General features: G+C 38.8%; 20 protein-coding genes. 7 read left to right on the forward strand and 13 right to left on the reverse strand.

Annotated features, from left to right (window positions below):
* Nucleotides 1-865: hypothetical protein (locus ACKPEB_RS05050; RefSeq protein WP_408963742.1), on the reverse strand; the 865-nt coding region annotated here is incomplete at its 3' end.
* Between the two features lie 74 nt (nucleotides 866-939).
* Between ACKPEB_RS05050 and ACKPEB_RS05055 the strand changes: the two genes are divergently transcribed.
* The 5 genes from ACKPEB_RS05055 (at nucleotide 940) to ACKPEB_RS05075 (ending at nucleotide 4,933) form a co-directional block, all read left to right on the forward strand.
* Nucleotides 940-1,233: an acylphosphatase gene (locus ACKPEB_RS05055; RefSeq protein WP_408963743.1), complete on the forward strand. Its 294-nt coding sequence runs from the start codon at nucleotides 940-942 to the stop codon at nucleotides 1,231-1,233.
* 104 nt (nucleotides 1,234-1,337) lie between these two features.
* Nucleotides 1,338-2,402: a uroporphyrinogen decarboxylase gene (gene hemE, locus ACKPEB_RS05060; protein WP_408963744.1), complete on the forward strand. Its 1,065-nt coding sequence runs from the start codon at nucleotides 1,338-1,340 to the stop codon at nucleotides 2,400-2,402.
* A gap of 190 nt (nucleotides 2,403-2,592) precedes the next feature.
* Complete coding sequence (locus ACKPEB_RS05065; protein WP_408963745.1) at nucleotides 2,593-3,546, forward strand: NAD-dependent epimerase/dehydratase family protein; 954 nt, start codon at nucleotides 2,593-2,595, stop codon at nucleotides 3,544-3,546.
* A gap of 54 nt (nucleotides 3,547-3,600) precedes the next feature.
* The gene (locus ACKPEB_RS05070) at nucleotides 3,601-4,236 is read left to right on the forward strand and encodes a Uma2 family endonuclease (protein WP_408963746.1); all 636 of its coding nucleotides are present in this window, start codon (nucleotides 3,601-3,603) and stop codon (nucleotides 4,234-4,236) included.
* 61 nt (nucleotides 4,237-4,297) lie between these two features.
* On the forward strand, nucleotides 4,298-4,933 hold the full coding sequence (locus ACKPEB_RS05075) for a Uma2 family endonuclease (RefSeq protein WP_408963747.1): 636 nt from the start codon (nucleotides 4,298-4,300) through the stop codon (nucleotides 4,931-4,933).
* 64 nt (nucleotides 4,934-4,997) lie between these two features.
* Here ACKPEB_RS05075 and ACKPEB_RS05080 read toward each other — a convergent pair whose 3' ends face one another.
* From ACKPEB_RS05080 to thrS, 3 genes are all read right to left on the reverse strand, one after another.
* On the reverse strand, nucleotides 4,998-5,300 hold the full coding sequence (locus ACKPEB_RS05080) for a type II toxin-antitoxin system RelE/ParE family toxin (protein WP_408963748.1): 303 nt from the start codon (nucleotides 5,298-5,300) through the stop codon (nucleotides 4,998-5,000).
* 120 nt (nucleotides 5,301-5,420) lie between these two features.
* Nucleotides 5,421-5,588 (reverse strand): hypothetical protein, encoded by a 168-nt coding sequence (locus tag ACKPEB_RS05085; protein WP_408963749.1) that lies wholly within the window; start codon nucleotides 5,586-5,588, stop codon nucleotides 5,421-5,423.
* Nucleotides 5,589-5,719: 131 nt separating this feature from the next.
* Nucleotides 5,720-7,549, reverse strand: a complete 1,830-nt coding sequence (thrS, locus tag ACKPEB_RS05090) for a threonine--tRNA ligase (RefSeq protein WP_408963751.1) — start codon at nucleotides 7,547-7,549, stop codon at nucleotides 5,720-5,722.
* 208 nt (nucleotides 7,550-7,757) lie between these two features.
* Here thrS and mnmE point away from each other — a divergent pair, with 208 nt between their 5' ends.
* Nucleotides 7,758-9,167 carry a tRNA uridine-5-carboxymethylaminomethyl(34) synthesis GTPase MnmE gene (mnmE, locus tag ACKPEB_RS05095; RefSeq protein WP_408963752.1) on the forward strand — a complete coding sequence of 470 codons (1,410 nt, stop codon included), beginning with the start codon at nucleotides 7,758-7,760 and terminating at the stop codon, nucleotides 9,165-9,167.
* A gap of 184 nt (nucleotides 9,168-9,351) precedes the next feature.
* On the opposite strand, the gene ACKPEB_RS05100 is transcribed toward mnmE, so the two are convergent.
* The 4 genes from ACKPEB_RS05100 to ACKPEB_RS05115 form a co-directional block, all read right to left on the reverse strand.
* On the reverse strand, nucleotides 9,352-10,299 hold the full coding sequence (locus ACKPEB_RS05100; RefSeq protein ID WP_408963753.1) for a putative 2-dehydropantoate 2-reductase: 948 nt from the start codon (nucleotides 10,297-10,299) through the stop codon (nucleotides 9,352-9,354).
* Nucleotides 10,300-10,415: 116 nt separating this feature from the next.
* Complete coding sequence (locus ACKPEB_RS05105) at nucleotides 10,416-10,820, reverse strand: acyl-CoA thioesterase (protein WP_408963754.1); 405 nt, start codon at nucleotides 10,818-10,820, stop codon at nucleotides 10,416-10,418.
* Between the two features lie 195 nt (nucleotides 10,821-11,015).
* Complete coding sequence (locus tag ACKPEB_RS05110) at nucleotides 11,016-11,429, reverse strand: tellurite resistance TerB family protein (protein ID WP_408963755.1); 414 nt, start codon at nucleotides 11,427-11,429, stop codon at nucleotides 11,016-11,018.
* Between the two features lie 82 nt (nucleotides 11,430-11,511).
* Nucleotides 11,512-12,831, reverse strand: a complete 1,320-nt coding sequence (locus ACKPEB_RS05115; protein ID WP_408963756.1) for an ATP-binding protein — start codon at nucleotides 12,829-12,831, stop codon at nucleotides 11,512-11,514.
* A gap of 217 nt (nucleotides 12,832-13,048) precedes the next feature.
* Here ACKPEB_RS05115 and ACKPEB_RS05120 point away from each other — a divergent pair, with 217 nt between their 5' ends.
* Nucleotides 13,049-13,369: a TMEM14 family protein gene (locus ACKPEB_RS05120; protein WP_408963758.1), complete on the forward strand. Its 321-nt coding sequence runs from the start codon at nucleotides 13,049-13,051 to the stop codon at nucleotides 13,367-13,369.
* Nucleotides 13,370-13,411: 42 nt separating this feature from the next.
* Here ACKPEB_RS05120 and ACKPEB_RS05125 read toward each other — a convergent pair whose 3' ends face one another.
* The 5 genes from ACKPEB_RS05125 to ACKPEB_RS05145 all read right to left on the reverse strand — a co-directional run bounded on the left by ACKPEB_RS05125 (nucleotide 13,412) and on the right by ACKPEB_RS05145 (nucleotide 19,859).
* Complete coding sequence (locus tag ACKPEB_RS05125; protein ID WP_408963759.1) at nucleotides 13,412-15,442, reverse strand: DICT sensory domain-containing protein; 2,031 nt, start codon at nucleotides 15,440-15,442, stop codon at nucleotides 13,412-13,414.
* 77 nt (nucleotides 15,443-15,519) lie between these two features.
* Entirely contained in the window at nucleotides 15,520-16,725 is a 1,206-nt protein-coding gene (locus ACKPEB_RS05130) for an RNA-guided endonuclease InsQ/TnpB family protein (RefSeq protein WP_408963760.1), read from the reverse strand.
* A gap of 263 nt (nucleotides 16,726-16,988) precedes the next feature.
* Nucleotides 16,989-18,518: a DUF4912 domain-containing protein gene (locus tag ACKPEB_RS05135; RefSeq protein WP_408963761.1), complete on the reverse strand. Its 1,530-nt coding sequence runs from the start codon at nucleotides 18,516-18,518 to the stop codon at nucleotides 16,989-16,991.
* A 407-nt stretch (nucleotides 18,519-18,925) separates the two neighbouring features.
* A complete protein-coding gene (locus ACKPEB_RS05140) occupies nucleotides 18,926-19,237 on the reverse strand; it encodes a DUF2973 domain-containing protein (RefSeq protein ID WP_408963762.1) in 312 nt (103 codons plus the stop codon).
* A 289-nt stretch (nucleotides 19,238-19,526) separates the two neighbouring features.
* Nucleotides 19,527-19,859, reverse strand: a complete 333-nt coding sequence (locus tag ACKPEB_RS05145; protein ID WP_408963763.1) for a DUF2605 domain-containing protein — start codon at nucleotides 19,857-19,859, stop codon at nucleotides 19,527-19,529.
* Between the last annotated feature and the right edge of the window lie 212 nt (nucleotides 19,860-20,071).

Genomic DNA, 20,071 nt, shown 5'->3' on the forward strand with positions numbered 1-20,071 from the left:
TAGAAGGTTCTACAACATCAGATTCCGTAATCATTTCTGAAACAGTAGAAGGTTCTACAACATCAGATTCCGTAATAATTTCTGAAACAGTAGAAGGTTCTACAACATCAGGTTCCGTAATAATTTCTGAAACAGTAGAAGGTTCTACAACATCAGGTTCCGTAATAATTTCTGATACAGTAGAAGGTTCTACAACATCAGGTTCCGTAATCATTTCTGATACAGTAGAAGGTTCTACTTCAATAATAGTGAGCGGCGTTTCTGTAACTTCCTCCTCAATAAAAGATGCTTCCTCTTGTGTTTCGGGTAATGTTAAAGTTAGTTCTACTGCTGGAGTTGTTTCTTCTGCTAAAATAGGAGGTTCAACTGTTTCTTCAACAGAAGATTGATTCAGTTGATCAACCTGTGATTGACTTGCTTGTAATTGAGTCGTTAGTCGTTCCAGTAATGTTGCATACTCACTCAGGGTTTTATATAGTTCTATAACTTGATCTTCAGTGTTTTGTAACTGTTCTTGGAGTTGTTGGACTTGAGCTTCAGACATCGCCCAGGATTGACTGATCTGTTGAAGTTGAGAATCCTTTTCCTGTAACTGCAAACCCATCTGTTCCCGTTCAGCCTGATATTCCATTTCTAGCGTTTCTCTTAGTTGCTGAAGTTGGTTTTGATGTTCCTGTTGTAACTCCTGAACCGTTTGTTGTTGACGAATTTGATGGGATCTTTCCTGTTCCTCTCGCTCTTGACGAATTTTCTCCTCTATACCTTGTTTTTGTTTGGAGCTTTGTTGTTGAAACAACGCATAAGCAATTCCCACCCCAACAACAACTCCCAAAATAAAGATAATCACTAAATTGTCTGCCATCATAAAATCACTCCTATGTAATCTAAAACCAATATAAACTCTCAACATATGTATATGTTGCTTATCTTCATTCGTCAATGCAAACGTCATCTGAATCGATTATCGTTCGCGCTCACGTTTTTGTCTCTGGACAAGTCCAAGGCGTCGGATATCGCTACTCTACCCAGAAACAAGCCACGGCTCTCGGTCTTCAAGGTTGGGTGAAAAATCTAACCGATGGTCGAGTAGAAGCTGTATTTGAAGGACATCAAGACACCATAGATCGAATGATTCAATGGTGTTATCAGGGGCCAAAATCTGCTCAACCCCAGGATGTTATCATTTATTTTGAAGAACCAGAAGGTTTACAAGGGTTTGAGATTCGGTATTAAAACAGTGAACTTCACACTAGGTCAACCGCAGCCAACACCCGATCCCCTTCAGTGGTAAGCTAAGGATTGGCCTAAAAACTTTTTTAAACTTTAGTATCGTTAAAATGACCGAATCGACCCAAATTCCCTATCTGTTGCGTGCTGCTCGTGGTGAAAAACTAGATCGTCCCCCCGTGTGGATGATGCGACAGGCGGGTCGCTATATGAAAGCATATCGTGATCTACGGGAACAATACCCCTCCTTCCGCGAACGTTCCGAAAAAACAGAAATCGCCGTTGAAATTTCCCTGCAACCGTTCCGTGCGTTTCAGCCAGATGGCGTAATTTTATTTTCCGATATTCTAACACCTCTGCCTGGAATTGGCATTAATTTCGATATTATCGAAAGCAAAGGGCCCATTATTGATCCACCCATTCGCAGTTTAGAACAAGTTGAAAAACTGCATCCCATTGAACCGGAAGAAAGCTTACCGTTTATTCGGGAAATTCTGCAAACCTTACGCAAGGAAGTGGGAAATCAAGCGGCTGTTTTAGGATTTGTTGGTGCTCCTTGGACGTTAGCGGCTTATGCGATTGAAGGCAAGAGTTCTAAAGATTATGCTATTATTAAAAAAATGGCATTTTCTGAACCTGCTATCCTGCATAAATTCTTAGAAAAAGTGGCAGATGCGATCGCTGTTTATGTGCGTTATCAAATTGATTCCGGCGCACAAGTGATTCAAATGTTTGATTCTTGGGCGGGTCAATTAAGCCCCCAAGATTATGAAGTTTTTGCCTTACCTTATCAAAAACGAGTTATTGATCAAGTCAAACAAACCCATCCTGATACCCCATTAATTCTTTATATTAGTGGCAGTTCAGGATTATTAGAACGAATTGCTAAAACCGGGTTTGATTTTGTTAGCGTTGACTGGATGGTTGATATGGCGGATGCACGTCAACGTTTGGGTCAAAATATTGGCGTTCAAGGCAATCTTGATCCTTGTATTTTATTCGGTTCAAAAGAGATGATCCGCGCTCGGATTTTAGATACGATTAAAAAAGCCGGAAATCAAGGTCATATCCTAAATTTAGGGCATGGTGTCCTTCAAAATACCCCAGAAGAAAACGTTGCCTATTTCTTTGAAACAGCAAAACAAGCGGATCAATTATTAAGCGTCCACGCCTAAACCCGTTGTTGCGCTTCAGCGTAAAAAAACCCTTTGATTCCCTCAAAACTTCAATCCCCTAATTCCAAGAGACGTTGGATGCAACGTCTCTACAGGGGAATTCAATTGAAAACTTTTCCTAAAACATAAAATATTTTTTCCCTATTATAAATTAATATAAAATTTCAGAAATTAACCATCACTAAATATTATGAAAAAAAGAATTTTTATTACAGGTGCGAGTGGTTGTATTGGTCACTATATTGCTGAAAAATTAATTCAAAATACCGAACATGAATTATTTTTATTAGTTAGAAATCCTGAGCAATTAGGATTTGATTATAAGGATCGTTCTAATATTCATATTCTTCAAGGTGATTTAAGAGATATCAATCAATTTAAAGATTTATTATCGACGATTAATATAGCCATTTTAATTGCCACCGCTTGGGGAGGATATCAAGAAGTTTTAGAAATTAATGTTAAAGCCAATTTAGAATTAGTGAAATTATTAAATCCCGATATTTGTGAGCAGATATTGTATTTTTCAACCGCGAGTATTTTAGATCAAAATAATAAATTATTACCCGAAGCAGGGGAAATCGGAACCGATTATATTAGAACTAAATATGAATGTTTACAGGAATTACTACAAATAACGTCTAATATTCCACCATTAAGGGTATTATTTCCGACTTTAGTATTAGGAGGAGAACAAAATAAACCTTATTCTCATTTATCTTCAGGGATTTCTGATGTAGTTAAATGGATTAATTTAATTCGTTGGTTTCAAGCAGATGCAAGTTTCCATTTTATTCATGCTGCTGATATTGCAGCAGTGGTGTATTATTTAGTCAATCATCCTCCGATTTCCCCAGAAACCGAACAATTTGTTTTAGGAAATCCTGAAATTACCTTAAATCAAGCCGTAGAAACCGCTTGTGAATATTATCAAAAACCTATTTATTTTCGCTTAAATTTATCACCCCGGTTAGCGAACTTTTTCATCTGGTTATTTAAAATCCAAATGGCAGAATGGGATCGATTTTGTCTCAATTATCGTCATTTTACCTATCAAAATCCGGTTCATCCTGCGGTGTATGATTTACCTGGCTATTGTTCAACCTTTACGGATGTTTTAAAATTAAGTCAAGTTAAAAATTAGTTAGGTTTGGATGGGTAAAAATAGGATTTAATTTTATAAAAAGGAGATTCAACGATGTTAGCGAGTAAACTGGAAACATTCCTTAATTCCGAAGAAAACCTCCAAGGTTCAGAGGTTCGCTACATCACGGATAAGGTAACTTGGCAACATTATGAAACGTTATTAACTCAATTAGGAGATAGTTTAGAGTTTCGCTTAACTTATTTAGATGGAATTTTAGAAGTTATGTCCCCTAGTCGCAACCATGAAAGTATCAAAACCCGAATTGGGGATTTATTGCTTATCTATTTTTTAGAAACAAATACCGAATATTACCCCACAGGTTCCATGACCTTGCGGAACCCAGAACAAAGAGGCGGAACTGAACCGGACGAGAGTTATTGTATTGGAACTAATAAAGAAATCCCTGATTTAGCCATAGAAGTTATCATTACCAGTGGCGGAATTAATCGTTTAGAAGTTTATCAAAGATTGGGAGTGCGTGAAGTTTGGTTTTGGCAAAATAATCAGTTTCAGGTTTATCATTTTCGGTCTGAAACGATAGAACAATTTCAGCCAACATCAGGATATGAATTAATCAAAAAGAGTGAACTGCTTCCCTCTCTCAATTTAACCGTATTAGCGGAATATGTACAACATCCTAATCCTTTAATAGCTGCAAAATCCTTCCGTCAAACCTTAAATCAGTAATTATAGCACTTCGCGCAACAACGGGTTTTTGATATAATTTTGTTAAAGAGGAGATTTAACAATGTTAGCTAGTAAACTGGAAACATTCCTTAATTCCGAAGAAAACCTCCAAGGTTCAGAGGTTCGCTACATCACGGATAAGGTAACTTGGCAACATTATGAAACGTTATTAACTCAATTAGAAGATAGTTTAGAGTTTCGCTTAACTTATTTAGATGGAATTTTAGAAGTTATGTCCCCCAGCCGCAATCACGAAAGTATTAAAACTCGAATTGGAACCCTTTTAGAAATTTATTTTTTAGAAACAAATACCGAATATTATCCCACAGGTTCCATGACCTTGCGGAACCCAGAACAAAGAGGCGGAACTGAACCGGACGAGAGTTATTGTATTGGAAATAATAAAGAAATCCCTGATTTAGCCATAGAAGTTATTATTACCAGTGGCGGAATTAATCGTTTAGAAGTTTATCAAAGATTAGGAGTCCGTGAAGTGTGGTTTTGGCAAAATAATCAGTTTCAAGTTTATCATTTTCGGTCTGAAACAATAGAACAATTTCAGCCAACATCAGGATATGAATTAATCAAAAACAGTGAACTGCTTCCCTCTCTCAATTTAACCGTATTAGCGGAATATGTACAACATCCGAATCCTTTAATAGCAGCAAAATCCTTCCGTCAAACCATAAATGAGTAGAGACGCGCCATAAATGAGTAGAGACGCGCCATGGCACGTCTCTACGGGGATGGAATAAATTAATTTACTGCTGACTTAATTCAAATCTTAATAACGTTTTTCCGTGAATCACTGCTGCAATAGTTACAATCTCATTTTGAATTTGATAAATAATTCGATAGGTGTAAGCAAACTGTTCGCGGATGGTTTCGTCGCCAAATTCTTGAACCATCATTCCCGCTTCAGGAGATAAACTCAAGTTGCGCGTAACCTCAATGATTCTCTGAACAACCGCCGCCGCATAAGAAATTGAATCCCGTGCAATGTAAGCAGCAATTGCATCAATATCATCAATGGCTTGAGGCGACCAAACTACTTGATAACCCATTTACTTAATAAACCTTCTGCTTCCTCTTGTATGAGATTCCTGGTCGTTTCGTGAATCGTCAGTCCATGACGGACTTTTTCGATTACATAAAGATGGTATTGCACATCTTCCAGAGAACAATCATCCGGTAGGTTTTTCAACAAAGATTCTACTTCCTTTTTGGTTGTACTCATAATCTTTTTGGGTTTTTTTTATAGTTATTATAGTTTTCAGGGACTGAAGCACCCGTGCATCCGGGGTTAATCCCGACTGCACCACCGGATGAGGGGCAAAAAGAGTATCAATCATATTTCAAACAGGGAAATTGTCCTTAATCCGTCGAATGCTTCAGTCATGGTTTCCAATAAGCACCTACAGTTAGGCCAGAGCGATAATATCAGATTTCTCAGTCTGGATGTCGCTCTGCATCGGGCTTAGACTCAGAAATTGCTGTAATTAGAAATAGCCTGTTGCATCCGTGTGAGCACATCCCCAACAGGAATGGCGCCTAATTCCCCATCAGCACGAGTTCTAATATTCAAGCAATTTGATTCAACTTCCTTAGCCCCAACCACCGCCATGACGGGAATTTTATTTTTCTCGGCATTGCGAATCAGTTTCCCTAAGCGTTCATTACTGGCATCCGCTTCAGCACGAACGCCAACAGACCGTAATAGACTGGCAATCTCTTGGGCAAAGGGTAAGAAATCTTGACTGACGGGTAATAGCCGGAACTGTACTGGGGCTAACCACAACGGGAAATCTCCCGCATATTCCTCTATTAATATTCCTACTAATCGCTCCAGAGAGCCAAAGGGCGCGCGGTGAATCATAACTGGACGCTGACGGCTACCATCTTCAGCCACATATTCTAAATCAAAGCGCTGGGGTAGATTATAGTCTACTTGAACCGTTCCCAACTGCCATTCCCGTTCTAAGGCATCTTGGAAAATAAAATCTAATTTTGGGCCATAGAAGGCAGCTTCGCCAACACCCTCAAAGTAATTCATTCCCAAGGTTTCCACCGCCCGCCGAATAGCAGCTTCTGACTGGTTCCAAACTTCATCTGAGCCAATATATTTATCAGAATTGGGGTCACGGAAACTCAATCGAGCTTTAAAGTTCTTTAGTTGTAGACTTCGGAACACCGAGAGAATTAAATCAACCACCTTGAGGAATTCATCATCCAACTGTTCAGGAGTGACAAATAAATGGGAATCATCAACGGTAAACCCTCGAACCCGCGTTAACCCTCCTAATTCTCCTGATTGTTCATAACGATAAACTGTCCCAAACTCTGCTAACCGCATGGGAAGTTCTCGATAGGAACGCAATTCACTTTTATAAATTTGGATATGAAAAGGACAGTTCATTGGTTTAAGCACAAACCCCTGTTCTTTTTCCTGCGCTTCCTCGTCCTCAGCCATCATCGGGAACATATCTTCTTTATATTTCTGCCAATGTCCCGATGTCTTAAATAAATCGACTCGACCAATATGGGGAGTCGTTACAGGTAAATAGCCGCGCTTTAATTGTTCTTGTTTGAGAAAATCCTCTAAGGTACTGCGTAATAAGGTTCCCTTGGGTGTCCACAACGGTAATCCGGGGCCAACCAAATCAGAGAAAATAAACAACCCTAACTCTTTTCCCAAACGGCGATGGTCACGTCGGAGCGCTTCTTCCTTGCGTCGTTTATATTCGGCTAATTGTTCGGGTGTTTCCCACGCTGTCCCATAAATCCGTTGCAGTTGGGCTTTGGTTTCATCTCCTCGCCAGTAAGCTCCGGCTACACTTTCAAGTTCAATGGCATTGGGGTTAATTTCCAAGGTATTTTCAACGTGGGGCCCTGCACACAAATCCCACCATTGATCTCCTAAATGGTATAAGGTAATCGGTTCCTGTAAACCTTCGAGGATTTCCAGTTTATAGGGTTCTCCCAGTTTCTGAATTCGTGCTTGGGCTTCTTCCCGGCTGACTTCTTCTCGAAGGACGGGAAGTTTACGTTTGATAATCTTAACCATTTCTTTCTGAATGGCTTTCAAATCCTTTTCAGTAAAGGGTTCGGGACTATCAAAGTCATAATAAAACCCATTCTCAATCCAAGGGCCAATGGTAACTTGTGCCTTGGGAAACAGTTTTTGTACAGCCATTGCCATAACGTGGGAAGTCGTATGGCGAATTCGCTTTAAGGCTTCAGATTCACTGGTTTTTGGCAAATGGACTTTTTTCTCTAATGGTTCTTGAGAACCATCGGACTCTGCTATAGACATTGATTAACTGTACAACTCTACAATAAAAGTTTCTTGATTTCATTGTACAGAAGAGAGGGGAGAAGAGGGAGAAGAGGGAACGGGGGAGCAGGGGAGGCAGGGGGAGAAATTTCTGTTGCCCATTGCCTATTGCCTATAGCAAGATTGCCTATTCCCCAATATTTGTTACGTTAAAATCAAAGATCTATAGGACTTTTTTAATTAAAAAATGGGTGAAGTTTTGGCAACTGGGGAAACAATTGTAGCGATCGCCACGGCTATTGTACCGCAACAGGGAAGCGTGGGAATTGTTCGGATGTCGGGTACAGAATCTCAAGCCATTGCGAAACAGTTATTTTATTCCCCAGGACGGCAAACTTGGGAAAGTCACCGAATTTTATATGGCTATATTCGCCATCCCAAAACTCAAAAAACTATTGATGAAGCGTTGTTATTATTAATGTTATCTCCCCGTTCTTATACCCGTGAAGATGTGGTGGAATTTCATTGTCATGGGGGGATTATTGCGGTACAACAAGTGCTGCAATTGTGTATTGAATTAGGAGCCCGGTTAGCACAACCGGGGGAATTTACCTTACGGGCATTTTTAAATGGACGGTTAGATTTAACTCAAGCTGAAAGTGTGGCGGAATTGGTCGGTTCTCAATCGATTGCAGCCGCTCAAATGGCATTAGCTGGAATTCAAGGAAAATTAGCTAACCCAATTCGAGAATTACGAGCAACTTGTTTAGATATTTTAGCAGAAATTGAAGCAAGAGTGGATTTTGAGGAAGATTTACCGCCTTTAAATGAATCGGAAATTATCGGACAAATTCATCACGTTTTAGAAGAATTATCTCGATTTTTAGCGACCGCAGACACGGGAGAGCTATTAAGAACCGGGTTAAAAGTTGCGATTGTCGGTCGTCCAAATGTGGGAAAATCGAGTTTATTAAATGCTTGGAGTCGAAGCGATCGCGCCATTGTAACTAACTTACCGGGAACAACTCGTGATGTAGTCGAATCACAATTAGTGGTAGGCGGAATTCCCATTCAAGTCTTAGATACGGCGGGAATTCGTCACTCGGAAGATCAAGTAGAAAAAATTGGTATTGAGCGATCGCGACAAGCGGCACAATCTGCGGATTTAGTGTTATTAACGTTAGATGCAACGATGGGATTAACTGAGGCGGATTTAGAAATTTATCAGCAGGTCAAAACCAATCATTTTATTGTTGTAATCAATAAAATTGATCAAGTAAATTCCCAGGAATTAGAACAATTAAAAATAACAGTAATTCAATGTTTAAACATTGAAAATCAGGCAATTGTTCCAATGGCTGCTGCTTTAAATCAAGGACTTCCAGAGTTAGAAAATGCTATATTAAATGCCGTTCAAGCGGGAAATGTTCAAGCCTCGAATTTAGAGTTTGCGATTAATCAACGTCAAGCTGCTGCCTTAAGCCGTGCTAAATTGTGTTTAGAACAAGTAGAAACCACTATTCGTGATCAACTGCCTTTTGATTTTTGGACAATTGATCTGCGAGGCGCGATTCATGCGTTAGGAGAAGTGACGGGAGAAGAAGTGACAGAATCTGTTTTAGATCGAATTTTTAGCAGATTTTGTATTGGTAAATAATCTAAGGTGTCGAGTGGTAGTGATTGAAAACTGTTTGAGCAACCTTTAAGGGAAAAGGTGAGCCAATTCAAGAAAATATTACGGCTTCTGTTGAGGTCATTATTGATAGAATGACTCAAAGGAAAGGTCAGTCTATGGAACTTTACCCCTAAATTCCTATTTTCGGGAATCAAGGGGAATTGGATTATTTATCAATAGTTTGATTGCGGGAATCTAAAAATTTTAACTGTTGATAAAGCATCGTAATTTTAGGAACATTGACTCCGTGAGCGATCGCAGCTTGTAAAGGATTTCCAACAATGGCTTCTAGTTCTAAAGGACGATGAGCATCATAATCTAATTTCATACTGGTTAAATAAGGTCTCATTTGATCTGTATGATCTAACATTAATTGAATATAATCATCAGGAAGATGACGATTATAACTAGAGGCGATCGCAACGACTTCTTGCATTAATTCTTTCACTAAAACACGGGTTTCTGGGTTGCCCATCATTTCATCAGTTCGGGCATTTAACACCACTGAAAGACCATTATAGGGAATATTCCAAACTAATTTTTTCCATCGAGATAACATTAAATCTTCAGTCAATTCTACCGGAATTTCAGCTTGTTTAAAATTGGCGGCGATCTCAATCATTCGCTCAGAAATTCCTCCGGGTTGATATTGAGCGTGATAGTCTCCTAAATGAACATCGCTATAATCAATATGCTGAATATATCCCGGTTCTATTTTATTAGCACAAATAAAGCATAATCCTCCCATCACTCGTGCTTCACCGACAATTTCAGCAATTTTAGGTTCGATATTAAATCCATTTTGCAAGAGTAAAACAACTCCATCAGGTTTAACAATAGGGGGTAATAGTTGGGGTAATATATGGTTTTGAGTTGTTTTTAAGGCGACAATGACCACATCACAAGGCGGCATTTGATGAACATCATGATAAGCATTAACTTTAGGTAGGGTAAAATTACCGTTGGGCGAGTCAATTCTTAACCCTTGTGTGCGGACAACTTCATAATCTCGATCAACTAAAAAATGAACTTCCAGACCTGCTTTTTGCAGTCTTGCACCATAGAATCCTCCGACTGCGCCTGTACCAACAATTGCATAACTTCGAGTTGCCATAAAATCAAAAGATCCTCCTAACTTTAACGTAGTTTACAATAAAAACTTGATCCGTCATTTATTGATAAATATCATATCGAATATATTCGTCACCTTTAAAAAAATAAGCTTTTCCATTATTCCATGTTTAACCAATTTAATAGTTCCGGTAAAAACTGTTTCCGTTGACGAGTTTTAGGGTCAATACAAATATGTTTAGTTGTGGCTTTAGCAATTAATTGCTGAGATTTTTCTAAGAGTAGTTTATATTCAATTTTGAAAGTGTTTTCATTGATAACTTGAGGCATTAACTCAATTAAAACTTCATCTCCACAAAATAAAGGAAATCGGAAATCAACGGTTGCATGAACAACAGGAATGGCATAATCAGGATGAGTAAAAAACTGTTTCAGGTTAATTTCTGCCTTTGTTAGAGAAGCTTCGTAGGCTTCATGACACATCGCTAAAATATTGGCAAAATAAACCACACCCGCGGCATCGGTATCTTGAAAACGAATAATTCGACGGTAAAGATAAACCATTTTATTCCCCCATCTAAAATTCTAAAAATTATAGCAGGCAACCAGGAACAGCAGAAGGTTTCAACGTCTGGTTGCTGGCTCAAGGTTTGTTCTAACCGTGCTTGTGCAACTGCTATAAGATTAAAATTTTCGGTAAAAAAGGATGAGGAGGGCAATGCCCACCTCATAAATTATGGTGATTGATGTTTAATCTAATTATCCTTTATTTTTGATCAACATAACATCAATAATATTGTTTGCCATCTCTTCAGAAATCTCCAAGACATTAAAGAGATTATCGAGTAAGGAATCTTCTTCTTCTGTAATTTCTCCATCAGCTAAGGTAATATCAGTGACAACAGCAAAGGCTGTTTCTTTGAGTTCCTTGGGCAATTTTTCTACAGCAGCTTTTAATAATACATCTGATCCTTGCTCTTGTAATTGATTCAGGAGTTGATCAATCATTGCTCGCATTTTTTCCCCAGAATAATCACTGAAAAGCTGCATCCGTGAAAAGGTCGTTGTGATGGCTTGAGATTCACTCGCAGTAATATAACCATCCGCCGCCACTGCAATTAATGCGATCGCCGCAAATGCTTCCGCAGAATTTAGTTCAATGGAACTTGACATTGTGAAAACCTCCTGACAGATTTAAAGTTGAAGCAGATTTTTACCACGCTTATAATGACACTATTTGCTGATTTTGACCAATCTATTTTATGAAAATTGCTAATTCTGCACCTAAATAGTCAATAAATTGTCTCGCAGTCCTTCCTGATCGACCATTATGACGAGTCGCCCATTGTAACGCTTGAAATTGCAACTCTTCGGGACTGATATGAATTCCAGCTTGGGAAGCTAAATGTTTAACAATGCTTAAATAAGTGTTTTGATCCGCAGGTTCAAACGTTAAAGTTAACCCAAAGCGATCGCTAAAAGATAATTTTTCCTGTAGTGTATCCCAACCCTGAATTTCATCATTCTCTTGAGGAGAAGGTCGATCGGCAAAATATTCTCGGACTAAATGACGACGGTTAGACGTTGCATAAACCACAACATTTTGAGGACGGGCGGTTAAATTTCCTTCTAATACAACTTTCAAAGCTTTAAAAGCATCGTCATCTTCTTCAAAGGATAAATCATCAACAAAAATAATAAATTTTTGAGGAACACCTCGCAACTTTTCCAGCACCAAAGGCAAATCTTTTAAATCAGATTTAGGAACTTCAATTAATCGTAATCCGCGATTGCTATATTGATGTAATAATGCCTTAATTAAGGAAGATTTACCCGAACCTCGACTACCATATAATAAAACATTTAAGGCGGTATATCCGGCTAATAAAATTTCGGTATTTTTTAACAGCATATCCCGTTGTGTTTCATAACCGAATAGTTGAGTTAAATGTACCGGATCAGGATTTAAAATTTTGATTAATTTTCCGGTTTGCCAACGAAATGCCGAGGCACTGGCAAATAAACCGATGCCAAATTTTCGATAATGATTCGCTAAAGGTTCGACTGCTTCTGACCAATTTTCTAACGTAGCAAACTGACTTTTTAGGGGCAATTCTTCAATTTTATCTAATTGTTCCGGTTGCCGTTGCCAAATCATCGGATTTTCTGAAAGTTGGGCAATACTTCTTAACCATTGACTCACTTTTTCCCCCTGACATTGATACAAGGTTTGTAAGGTTTTTAAATCTTGTTTAGCTGCTTCAATTAAGGAGGTTGATAATTCCTGAAAGGGAATTTGTTGTGCTTGTTGGGTAAAAGGATTATCAGCTCGTAAAATTTGTGTAATTAAATGCTCCTGCCAAGTTTGTCGATATTTGGCTTGGACTTGAAACCAAATTCCATAGGCTTTTAAACAACTGATAATACTGACTTCTCCTTGATGAAAGGCATCTAAAAGGTTTAAAAAGGCTTGCCCAATCTCATCATTTAAAACTTCTTGATACAATAATAATGATGCCGATTGACGTTGTAAAAATCGTACCTGGGAAATAATTTGACTATTGAGAGAAGACATAGGAATACGTTAATAATTAATCTTTCATTTTATCAAAACTTGCTCTTTTAGACATCGGGTTTCTTGAAGAAACTCAATTTCTAGGAGAATCTGGCTTTATATAAATTTTTACAACGCTAAATTTTAAATTTTAATACAATTTACAACGATTTTTAATCGGGTTAGACCCTAACGTTGTATAAAAGAACGTTGTCATCATCAGATCAAAAGGAGTGTTATGAGTTTAGGAGTGATTGCAGCGATCGCCTACGGTTTATTAGCCATTATTGGTGGCATTGTGGGTTATACTAAAGCGAAAAGTCAGATTTCTTTGTTAGCAGGTTGTGGCACAGGGATTTTACTGATTTTAGGGGGAATTCTTCAAATTCAAGGGTTAACCTGGGGATTAATTTTCTCCATTGTGATGTCGGTTTTTCTGATTATTACTTTTATTTCTCGTTTACTCAAAACTCGTAAATTTATGCCCTCTGGATTAATGATTATTGCCGGATTTATTGCCGTTGCGATGATGGGATATCAACTACAAATTTTGTTATAGTCGGAAATTGGGAACAGGGAAGCAGGAGAAAAGCACTCTTTTTTATTCCATTTCAATATAAGGAATGGTGAAATGAAACTGACTTCCTTGATTTTTTCCAGGGGAATCTGCCCAAATTTCCCCCCCCCAACCGTTAACAATTTGTTTACCAATTGCTAATCCTAAACCCGTGCCACCCACACTGCGACGGAGGGAACCTTCTTCTTGATAAAAACGCTCAAATACGGCATCTAAACGATTCGGTTCAATTCCCCTTCCGGTATCTGAAATGGTGACTTCTACCATCTGATGCCCATTGCGTTTGGCATTAATAGTAACTTTCCCATCACGATTAGTAAATTTACAGGCATTATCTAATAATTTAGACAATAATTCGACTAACCATTCTCCATCCGCTTGCACTAAGGGTAAATCCGAGGGAACTTGAGTTTCTATCCCCGGAACTTCATGTTCTCCATGATGGGTACGAATTCCACTAATAGCTAAATCAATACATTCTTTTAATCGTAAAGATTCAGGATTCCAATCAACTCGACCGCTTTCTAAATGGGATAACTTTAAAAAGTCTTGAACCAATTTTCTTAAACGTTCAGCATCTTGTAAAGCCGTATCTAACATAACTTTTCGCATTTCAACGGGCATATCTGGCTCTTGATTTAAGGTTTCTAAACAAATTAAAATCGTCGATAATGGGGTTCTTAATTCATGTCCGGTAATGGCAATTAAATTACTGCGAGTGCGTTCTAAGGCTTCTAATTGTTGATTTAAGTCTTCTAAATTGGCGTAGGTTTCTGCTTGGATAATGGCTGCCCCCAGTTGAGTGGCGATCGCTTCAACCATGGATAAATCATCTTCTTGCCATAGAGAACCATTACAATTACATTGATGTAATTCCACCATCCCCAAAAGTTGACCCTGATATAAAATCGGAATCATTAACCAGCCATGAATTTGCCATTTCTGAGCAATTTTTGTTAACGCTTCTTCAGATTTAGCTGACACTAATGAAGTTTTTTCTGTCGCTTCATTCCCTTGTTCTATCTCCAGCCAATTCATTTGATTTGTATCATTAATATAAACTCGTTCCTGGCGTTGAACTACTTCTTGAAATAGGGGATTTTCTCGTAAAACCCATGTTTTACCCAGGAGCGAAATTACATGATTACATAAATATTCATTAGAAATTTTAACAGAATTATCCGTTGCTTTGCAGCGATAAATTAAGCAACGACAAGCCCCCATTGCTTCCCCTAATTCTTGGGTTGCCACTTTAATCACTTCTTGGGGATTCAAAGATTGTCGAATTGTCGCTGTAATTGAATTGACTAAACGCTCTTTTCGTTCTTTTGCTGCTAAGGAACGATAGACCCGTAAGAGTTTATGTTGACCTGCTTGCAAGTAGGTGACTAAACGACGAGCAAAAGGATCATTTAAACAAGAAAAATCTTGAGCAATCGATTGAGATTTGGTACGAGTTGTTGTTTTTTTGCCTTTTCGAGTGATGGAACGAATTCCAAAAAAATTAAAAGCTTCCTGTATTTTTTCTGATAATTCAGGACGATAAGATAAAATTCGTTCAAACAGCAATTCTGCAACTTTAATACAAACTTGACGTTCTGATGTCCAAATTCCTTCAAATGGACGAGCTTGATCCATTAATAACTGTTCTGGCATTTCGGAAGTTAGGACTAAATCTGCCCGTTCAATACACACTAAACAAGTTGAATAATGTTTCCCTAAAACCAATAAATTCCATTCTTGACGTAGTTGATCTTCTGCCACAAATGCTACGGTTTCGTGGTATTCAGAGGAGTTAGTAAATTCCGTGTCTGCTGCCGCCATGACATAGACCTGGGGTGTAATCTCAGAAATTCTACGGTAACGGTTCGCTTCTTGACGGTAAAATCGCTCCTGTTGAAAGGTGGCAATCACCAGAGGTTGGTCAGTTCCCGCCAAAACTTGATCCTCCATCGCATGAGATAGCGCCGTTAAAGAGGATTTAAAATAAATTTGGGGCTTTAAGTTGGGCAGAAACTGCACCAATTCCTTTAGTACCGAGGTCGAGATACTCATCTAGGGTGTCTTCGTTCCGTGAAACTGAGATGAAAGACTGTTATGAACGGTTGTACAGAATAAACTACCTCGACTCGCTACGCTGAAGTCGAGGTTTTCAGTAGCCCTAGATCATCAAACAAGCTAAGCTGAATATATTGCACTTCAGTTTTTAGTTTGCAAGATAAACCTGAGCCTCCAGGCGTGTTTATAATACGCCCCAATGCCTCTATATTTTTAGCTCCGTTGTAATCAGCATCACACTGGTTACCACAACGAGAACAGCTAAACTTTTTCCCTTTTCTATCACCAATTGCCAAACACTTATGACAAGTTTGCGAAGTCCAAGCTGGGTTAACTAAGATTAACTTAACTCCAGCTAGGATGCACTTGTAAGTTAGGAATTGTCTTAACTGATAAAATGCCCAACTATTGCCCAGACGCTTATCTATTTTGCTTCTGGGTTTTTTATTAGTACGTTCTCTGATTCCAGTTAAGTCTTCAATGGCAATAGCTTTTTTGTTGGTAACGGCATGATTAACCAACAAACGGGAGATTTCATGATTAATATGTTTCTGAAAGCGTTTTTCCTTGCCCGACAACCATGCTAGTAACTGACGACAACGCCGTCTCGTTGACCTTGTGCCTTTCGTGGCTTTCTTCTGTAGAGACGCTCTCAGTTTTGCATAATGATTGCGCTTATCCGTAATCTGTTTCCCTGACCATGACTCTCCCTCTGATGTTGTTGCTATATCGGTACGACCTAAATCAACACCCAAAACGTTATTTGTTTCTGTAATGGGATTGGTTGGTTGATCGATTGTGATGTGAATGTAGTATTCACCGTTTCTACGTTTAACTAATACGGCTGATGTTGGTTCTTGTCCTTTTAATAAACCAACTTGATAATTACCAATTAAAAGTTTTAATCTTTGGCGACTGTTTAAAAGTTTGATACTAACTGTCCAATCTGTTTCTCTGAAACTGAATATTCGAGCATCATAACTAACAGAGGTTGGACTGAATTTCTTAACTTGCTTACCTTTTTGGAACGCTGTTTTCCTATTGGCACACACCCTTCTAATAGCTTGAATTGCTAAATTAGAAGACAATCCAAAGTTTCTTCTAACATCCTGATATACCAATGACTGCATAGCTGTCTTGTTGGTCATCTTTTCAGGGGTGTTTGCGTTAATCCAGTCACAAGCAACTGCAAAAACCAGCATCGTCTCGTTTATTTCGGGGACGAGAGCATCTGCCACTTGGAGTTTGCAAGCGATTGTTAGGGACTGGGTTTCAGACATTGCTTTCCTCAAGAGGTGATCTTATGCTAACACAGAAGATTTGGTATTGGCAATTGAGGGGCATCGAACCCCTCAATTGCCCGCTCTACCTCCCCACCCCGCTTCGCGCTTGGGTGGGGACTCACGCTATTTTTGTTGATTTAGATTTACCTATTTTATTAGCCAGTTTACCAGGTTTGAGATTCTCTCTATCTTCCATAAAAAAATTAGCTGTTAGCGACAGCCAACAGCTTGTTTGATGTCCAAAATCTGTCTTGTCAGTATTAAAGCCTAAACTGGGTTTTTCCTCTGAGATCTTGATTCCAAGGAACATTAATGAATTGATAGTTTTCCCAGTCGGTCGGATAAATGGGGGGAATGCGAATATGATTAGATCGAACCAGCATTAACCAACGTCCATCAAGGGTCTGATAACCCAATTCAGCAATATAATCTCGATCACTCATGGGAATGGGGATATACCATTCTCGCGTCATCTCATCGCACTCATATTCTTGTATCGAAAATGGCGGATGGGTGTCCATATCAATTCCGGTGACATCATAAACCCGCAAAAGCAAGTATTTTCCACCTTGTTGACGGATATATTCTTTATGGTCGTTGGGGACATCCCAATAAGCATAGGCCCAATTGGGATCACGGGGAAGTAAGAAAATCTGGCTTTGACCATAACCATCGGGTAGTGCTGGAAGTCCTTGGTCTACATCCGCCAGGGAAGGTTCAAATTTGATCTCTCTTCCTAAGTTAAATTTAGTCGCTGCGACATCCGTTTCTGAACGAACCTCCTGATGAGCTACTCCTAATTCTGTTTCTTCTGGTTCAGTTTTTGCTATTTCTGAAACTGATATTTCCGGTTCTATTCTATTCTCAATTTCTGCAATAATTTGAGGTTTTTCCTCAATCTCCGATTCTAAAATCATAGGTTCGGATGAAATATCTTCTTGCGGTTCTAAGATTTCTGAAACTGATATTTCCGGTTCTATTCTATTCTCAATTTCTGCAATTCCCTGTTCCCCATTAATTGTTTTAAATTCTGCAATTACAGTTTCAGCTTCAGTTTCATCAATTTCTTCAATCAATACCGCTTCTGTAACCTCTTGAATGACCCTAGTTTCAACAGAAGCCAATTCCGGGTCAGTTTGATTCCGTTTTCTTAAAATCGTCCGAGGAACAGAAACCGAAAAAACAATAGAAGACAATGGAGTTTTTAGAGATTCTGTAGATTCTGGCAACTTGATTTCCTCCCCTAAAATCGGACTAGAATCGATCTGAGTGTGTTGTGTTGGAACATCAGATTGTGTTGATAAGATCGGCGTAATAGAATCATTAGAAAGTTGATTCGCTGACTTAGAACGTTGAGCTTTGAGTTGTAACCCAATCCAAAATCCTAAAATTGGAAGCGTTGGTAATAACCACCATAACCAAATCGGAATTTCTCCTTCCGTGGCTGAAATTGTTGCTTGCTGAACTTGAGAGGATTGACCGACGAGAGTATCATGATTGAGTTTAGGCTGAGGTGGCGGTGAATCCAGTTGACTCAACAAGACGACCTCAGATGTTGACATCGGTTTCAGCTTGAAATCCCATTCATTGTGATGATTTAAGGGTAGCTGATCAAGATTAATAGTTCTAACCTGTTTTGAGGATAGCAACGACGACTCTGGTAGCTTAGTAGAATCTGCTACACTGGCGTTAGATGGCCATCGAGAAGTTGCCCAGGCAACGGGACTGGTCGCTATTGATAACAATAACGTTAAGGTCACTATCGATGTATCTTTTTTATTTAACAACATAGATAGAATTGCAAGCTGATAATCTTGAATTGATAGCAAGGAACAGCCAATCGGGAATAGGGAACAGTTTAACGGGCAGAAATTATAGTTTAAAGATAATATTTAAACGAATCTATCAGAATCTCCAATCTCCCAAAGGTAGACCTCTGGGGAATTGGGGGTAAATCGGTCATTGTGCTCTATCCCTAATGTTCTGTTCCTGATTAAATTTTAACCGATGACAACAAATATTTATCCCATTGCAAGATTAAAAAATCTCCCCTCGATTCAGATTCAATCAACAGGGGAGATTAAAATTTATCAAAATAGATTGTTGGCAAAGGCTAACAATGAGGCGTTTTTTAACAAGCTTTAAGGTTAATAATTCATTGTTAACCGGATTCTGAATTCTCAATTGTTTATGTCTTCTAGTCATCATCACGAAGATCATCAACGGAACCCGGAGAAGATTTATATAAATTATCTAATTGATTTCGGGCATCTTGAACCGACAAAGAACGCATCACTAATAACGGTTCATTAATTAAATTTCCAGTTTCATCTAATAGTTCAGGGTGCAACATTTTTTGCATCCGTCCAGAGTTCATTCCTCCACTATAATTGCGAGCATCTGGCTGTCTCTGGGATTCCATTCCAACCGTTAAAAGACTATGAATTAAATTACGAACAGCCAGAAAAGCGATAACGGTAAAAGCGAGAATGTAAACTAAATGTAACATTGTTATCTCCTTAAGGGTAGGGATTCTTCGGTTAATTAATAACCGTTTTTATGCCAGAAATGGTTTTTATCTTAAACGTTTAGTTAGGGTGAGTTCAGAAGTTCCTGTACCTAATTTTGACATACTTTGGTCAAGGATAAAACCTTTTCATAGGTCAAGGATGATCAAGATTTGGCTTAGGGTAGACCTTGAAGCAAGAAACTTCTGTAAACTATTTATCGGATTGATTCGGATTCATTCTCCGATGATCAAAATTGTATTAAGCTTAATGGGGATTCGGCCTTTAAACTTAATGATTAACAGGATTGGCTTGTTCGATACGAAATTGGGTAGCAACTCGCCAACATTCGGTTAACAATTGATGCCAAGGCATTAAAACAGCCATTTCAATTCCAACTTGTCCTCCCGTCGCCTGAAACAACGTTTTGGCAGCACTGACTTCTCGTTGCGCTTCTGTCACCCGATACAGGAGGTCAGCCTGTTGTGATGGCGTTAAAAAGGACATCTTCTCGGTTTCTAAAAGATGCTGCGACCGTTGAAACCAGTATTCCAAATCCTCTAGCAACGGTTCTAATATCGCTTTGAGTAGACCTGATTCTTCGGGCAAGTTGGAACTTAGCATGGATGAGTTGATTAAGACTTGACTTAAAATAATATTAACACTCTTTACAATTCTTAATATTATCCTTAATGAAAGTTTTAGGTATTATCGGTTGAGCCAAGGGTCAATAGGCAATGGGCAATAGGCAATGGGCAATTACGAATTACGAATTACGAATTACGAATGGGCAATAGGCAACAGAAATTTCTCCCCCTGCCTCCCCTGCTCCCCCG

This window comes from Planktothrix sp. (genome assembly GCF_046067725.1).
In the GTDB taxonomy this organism is placed as follows: domain Bacteria; phylum Cyanobacteriota; class Cyanobacteriia; order Cyanobacteriales; family Microcoleaceae; genus Planktothrix.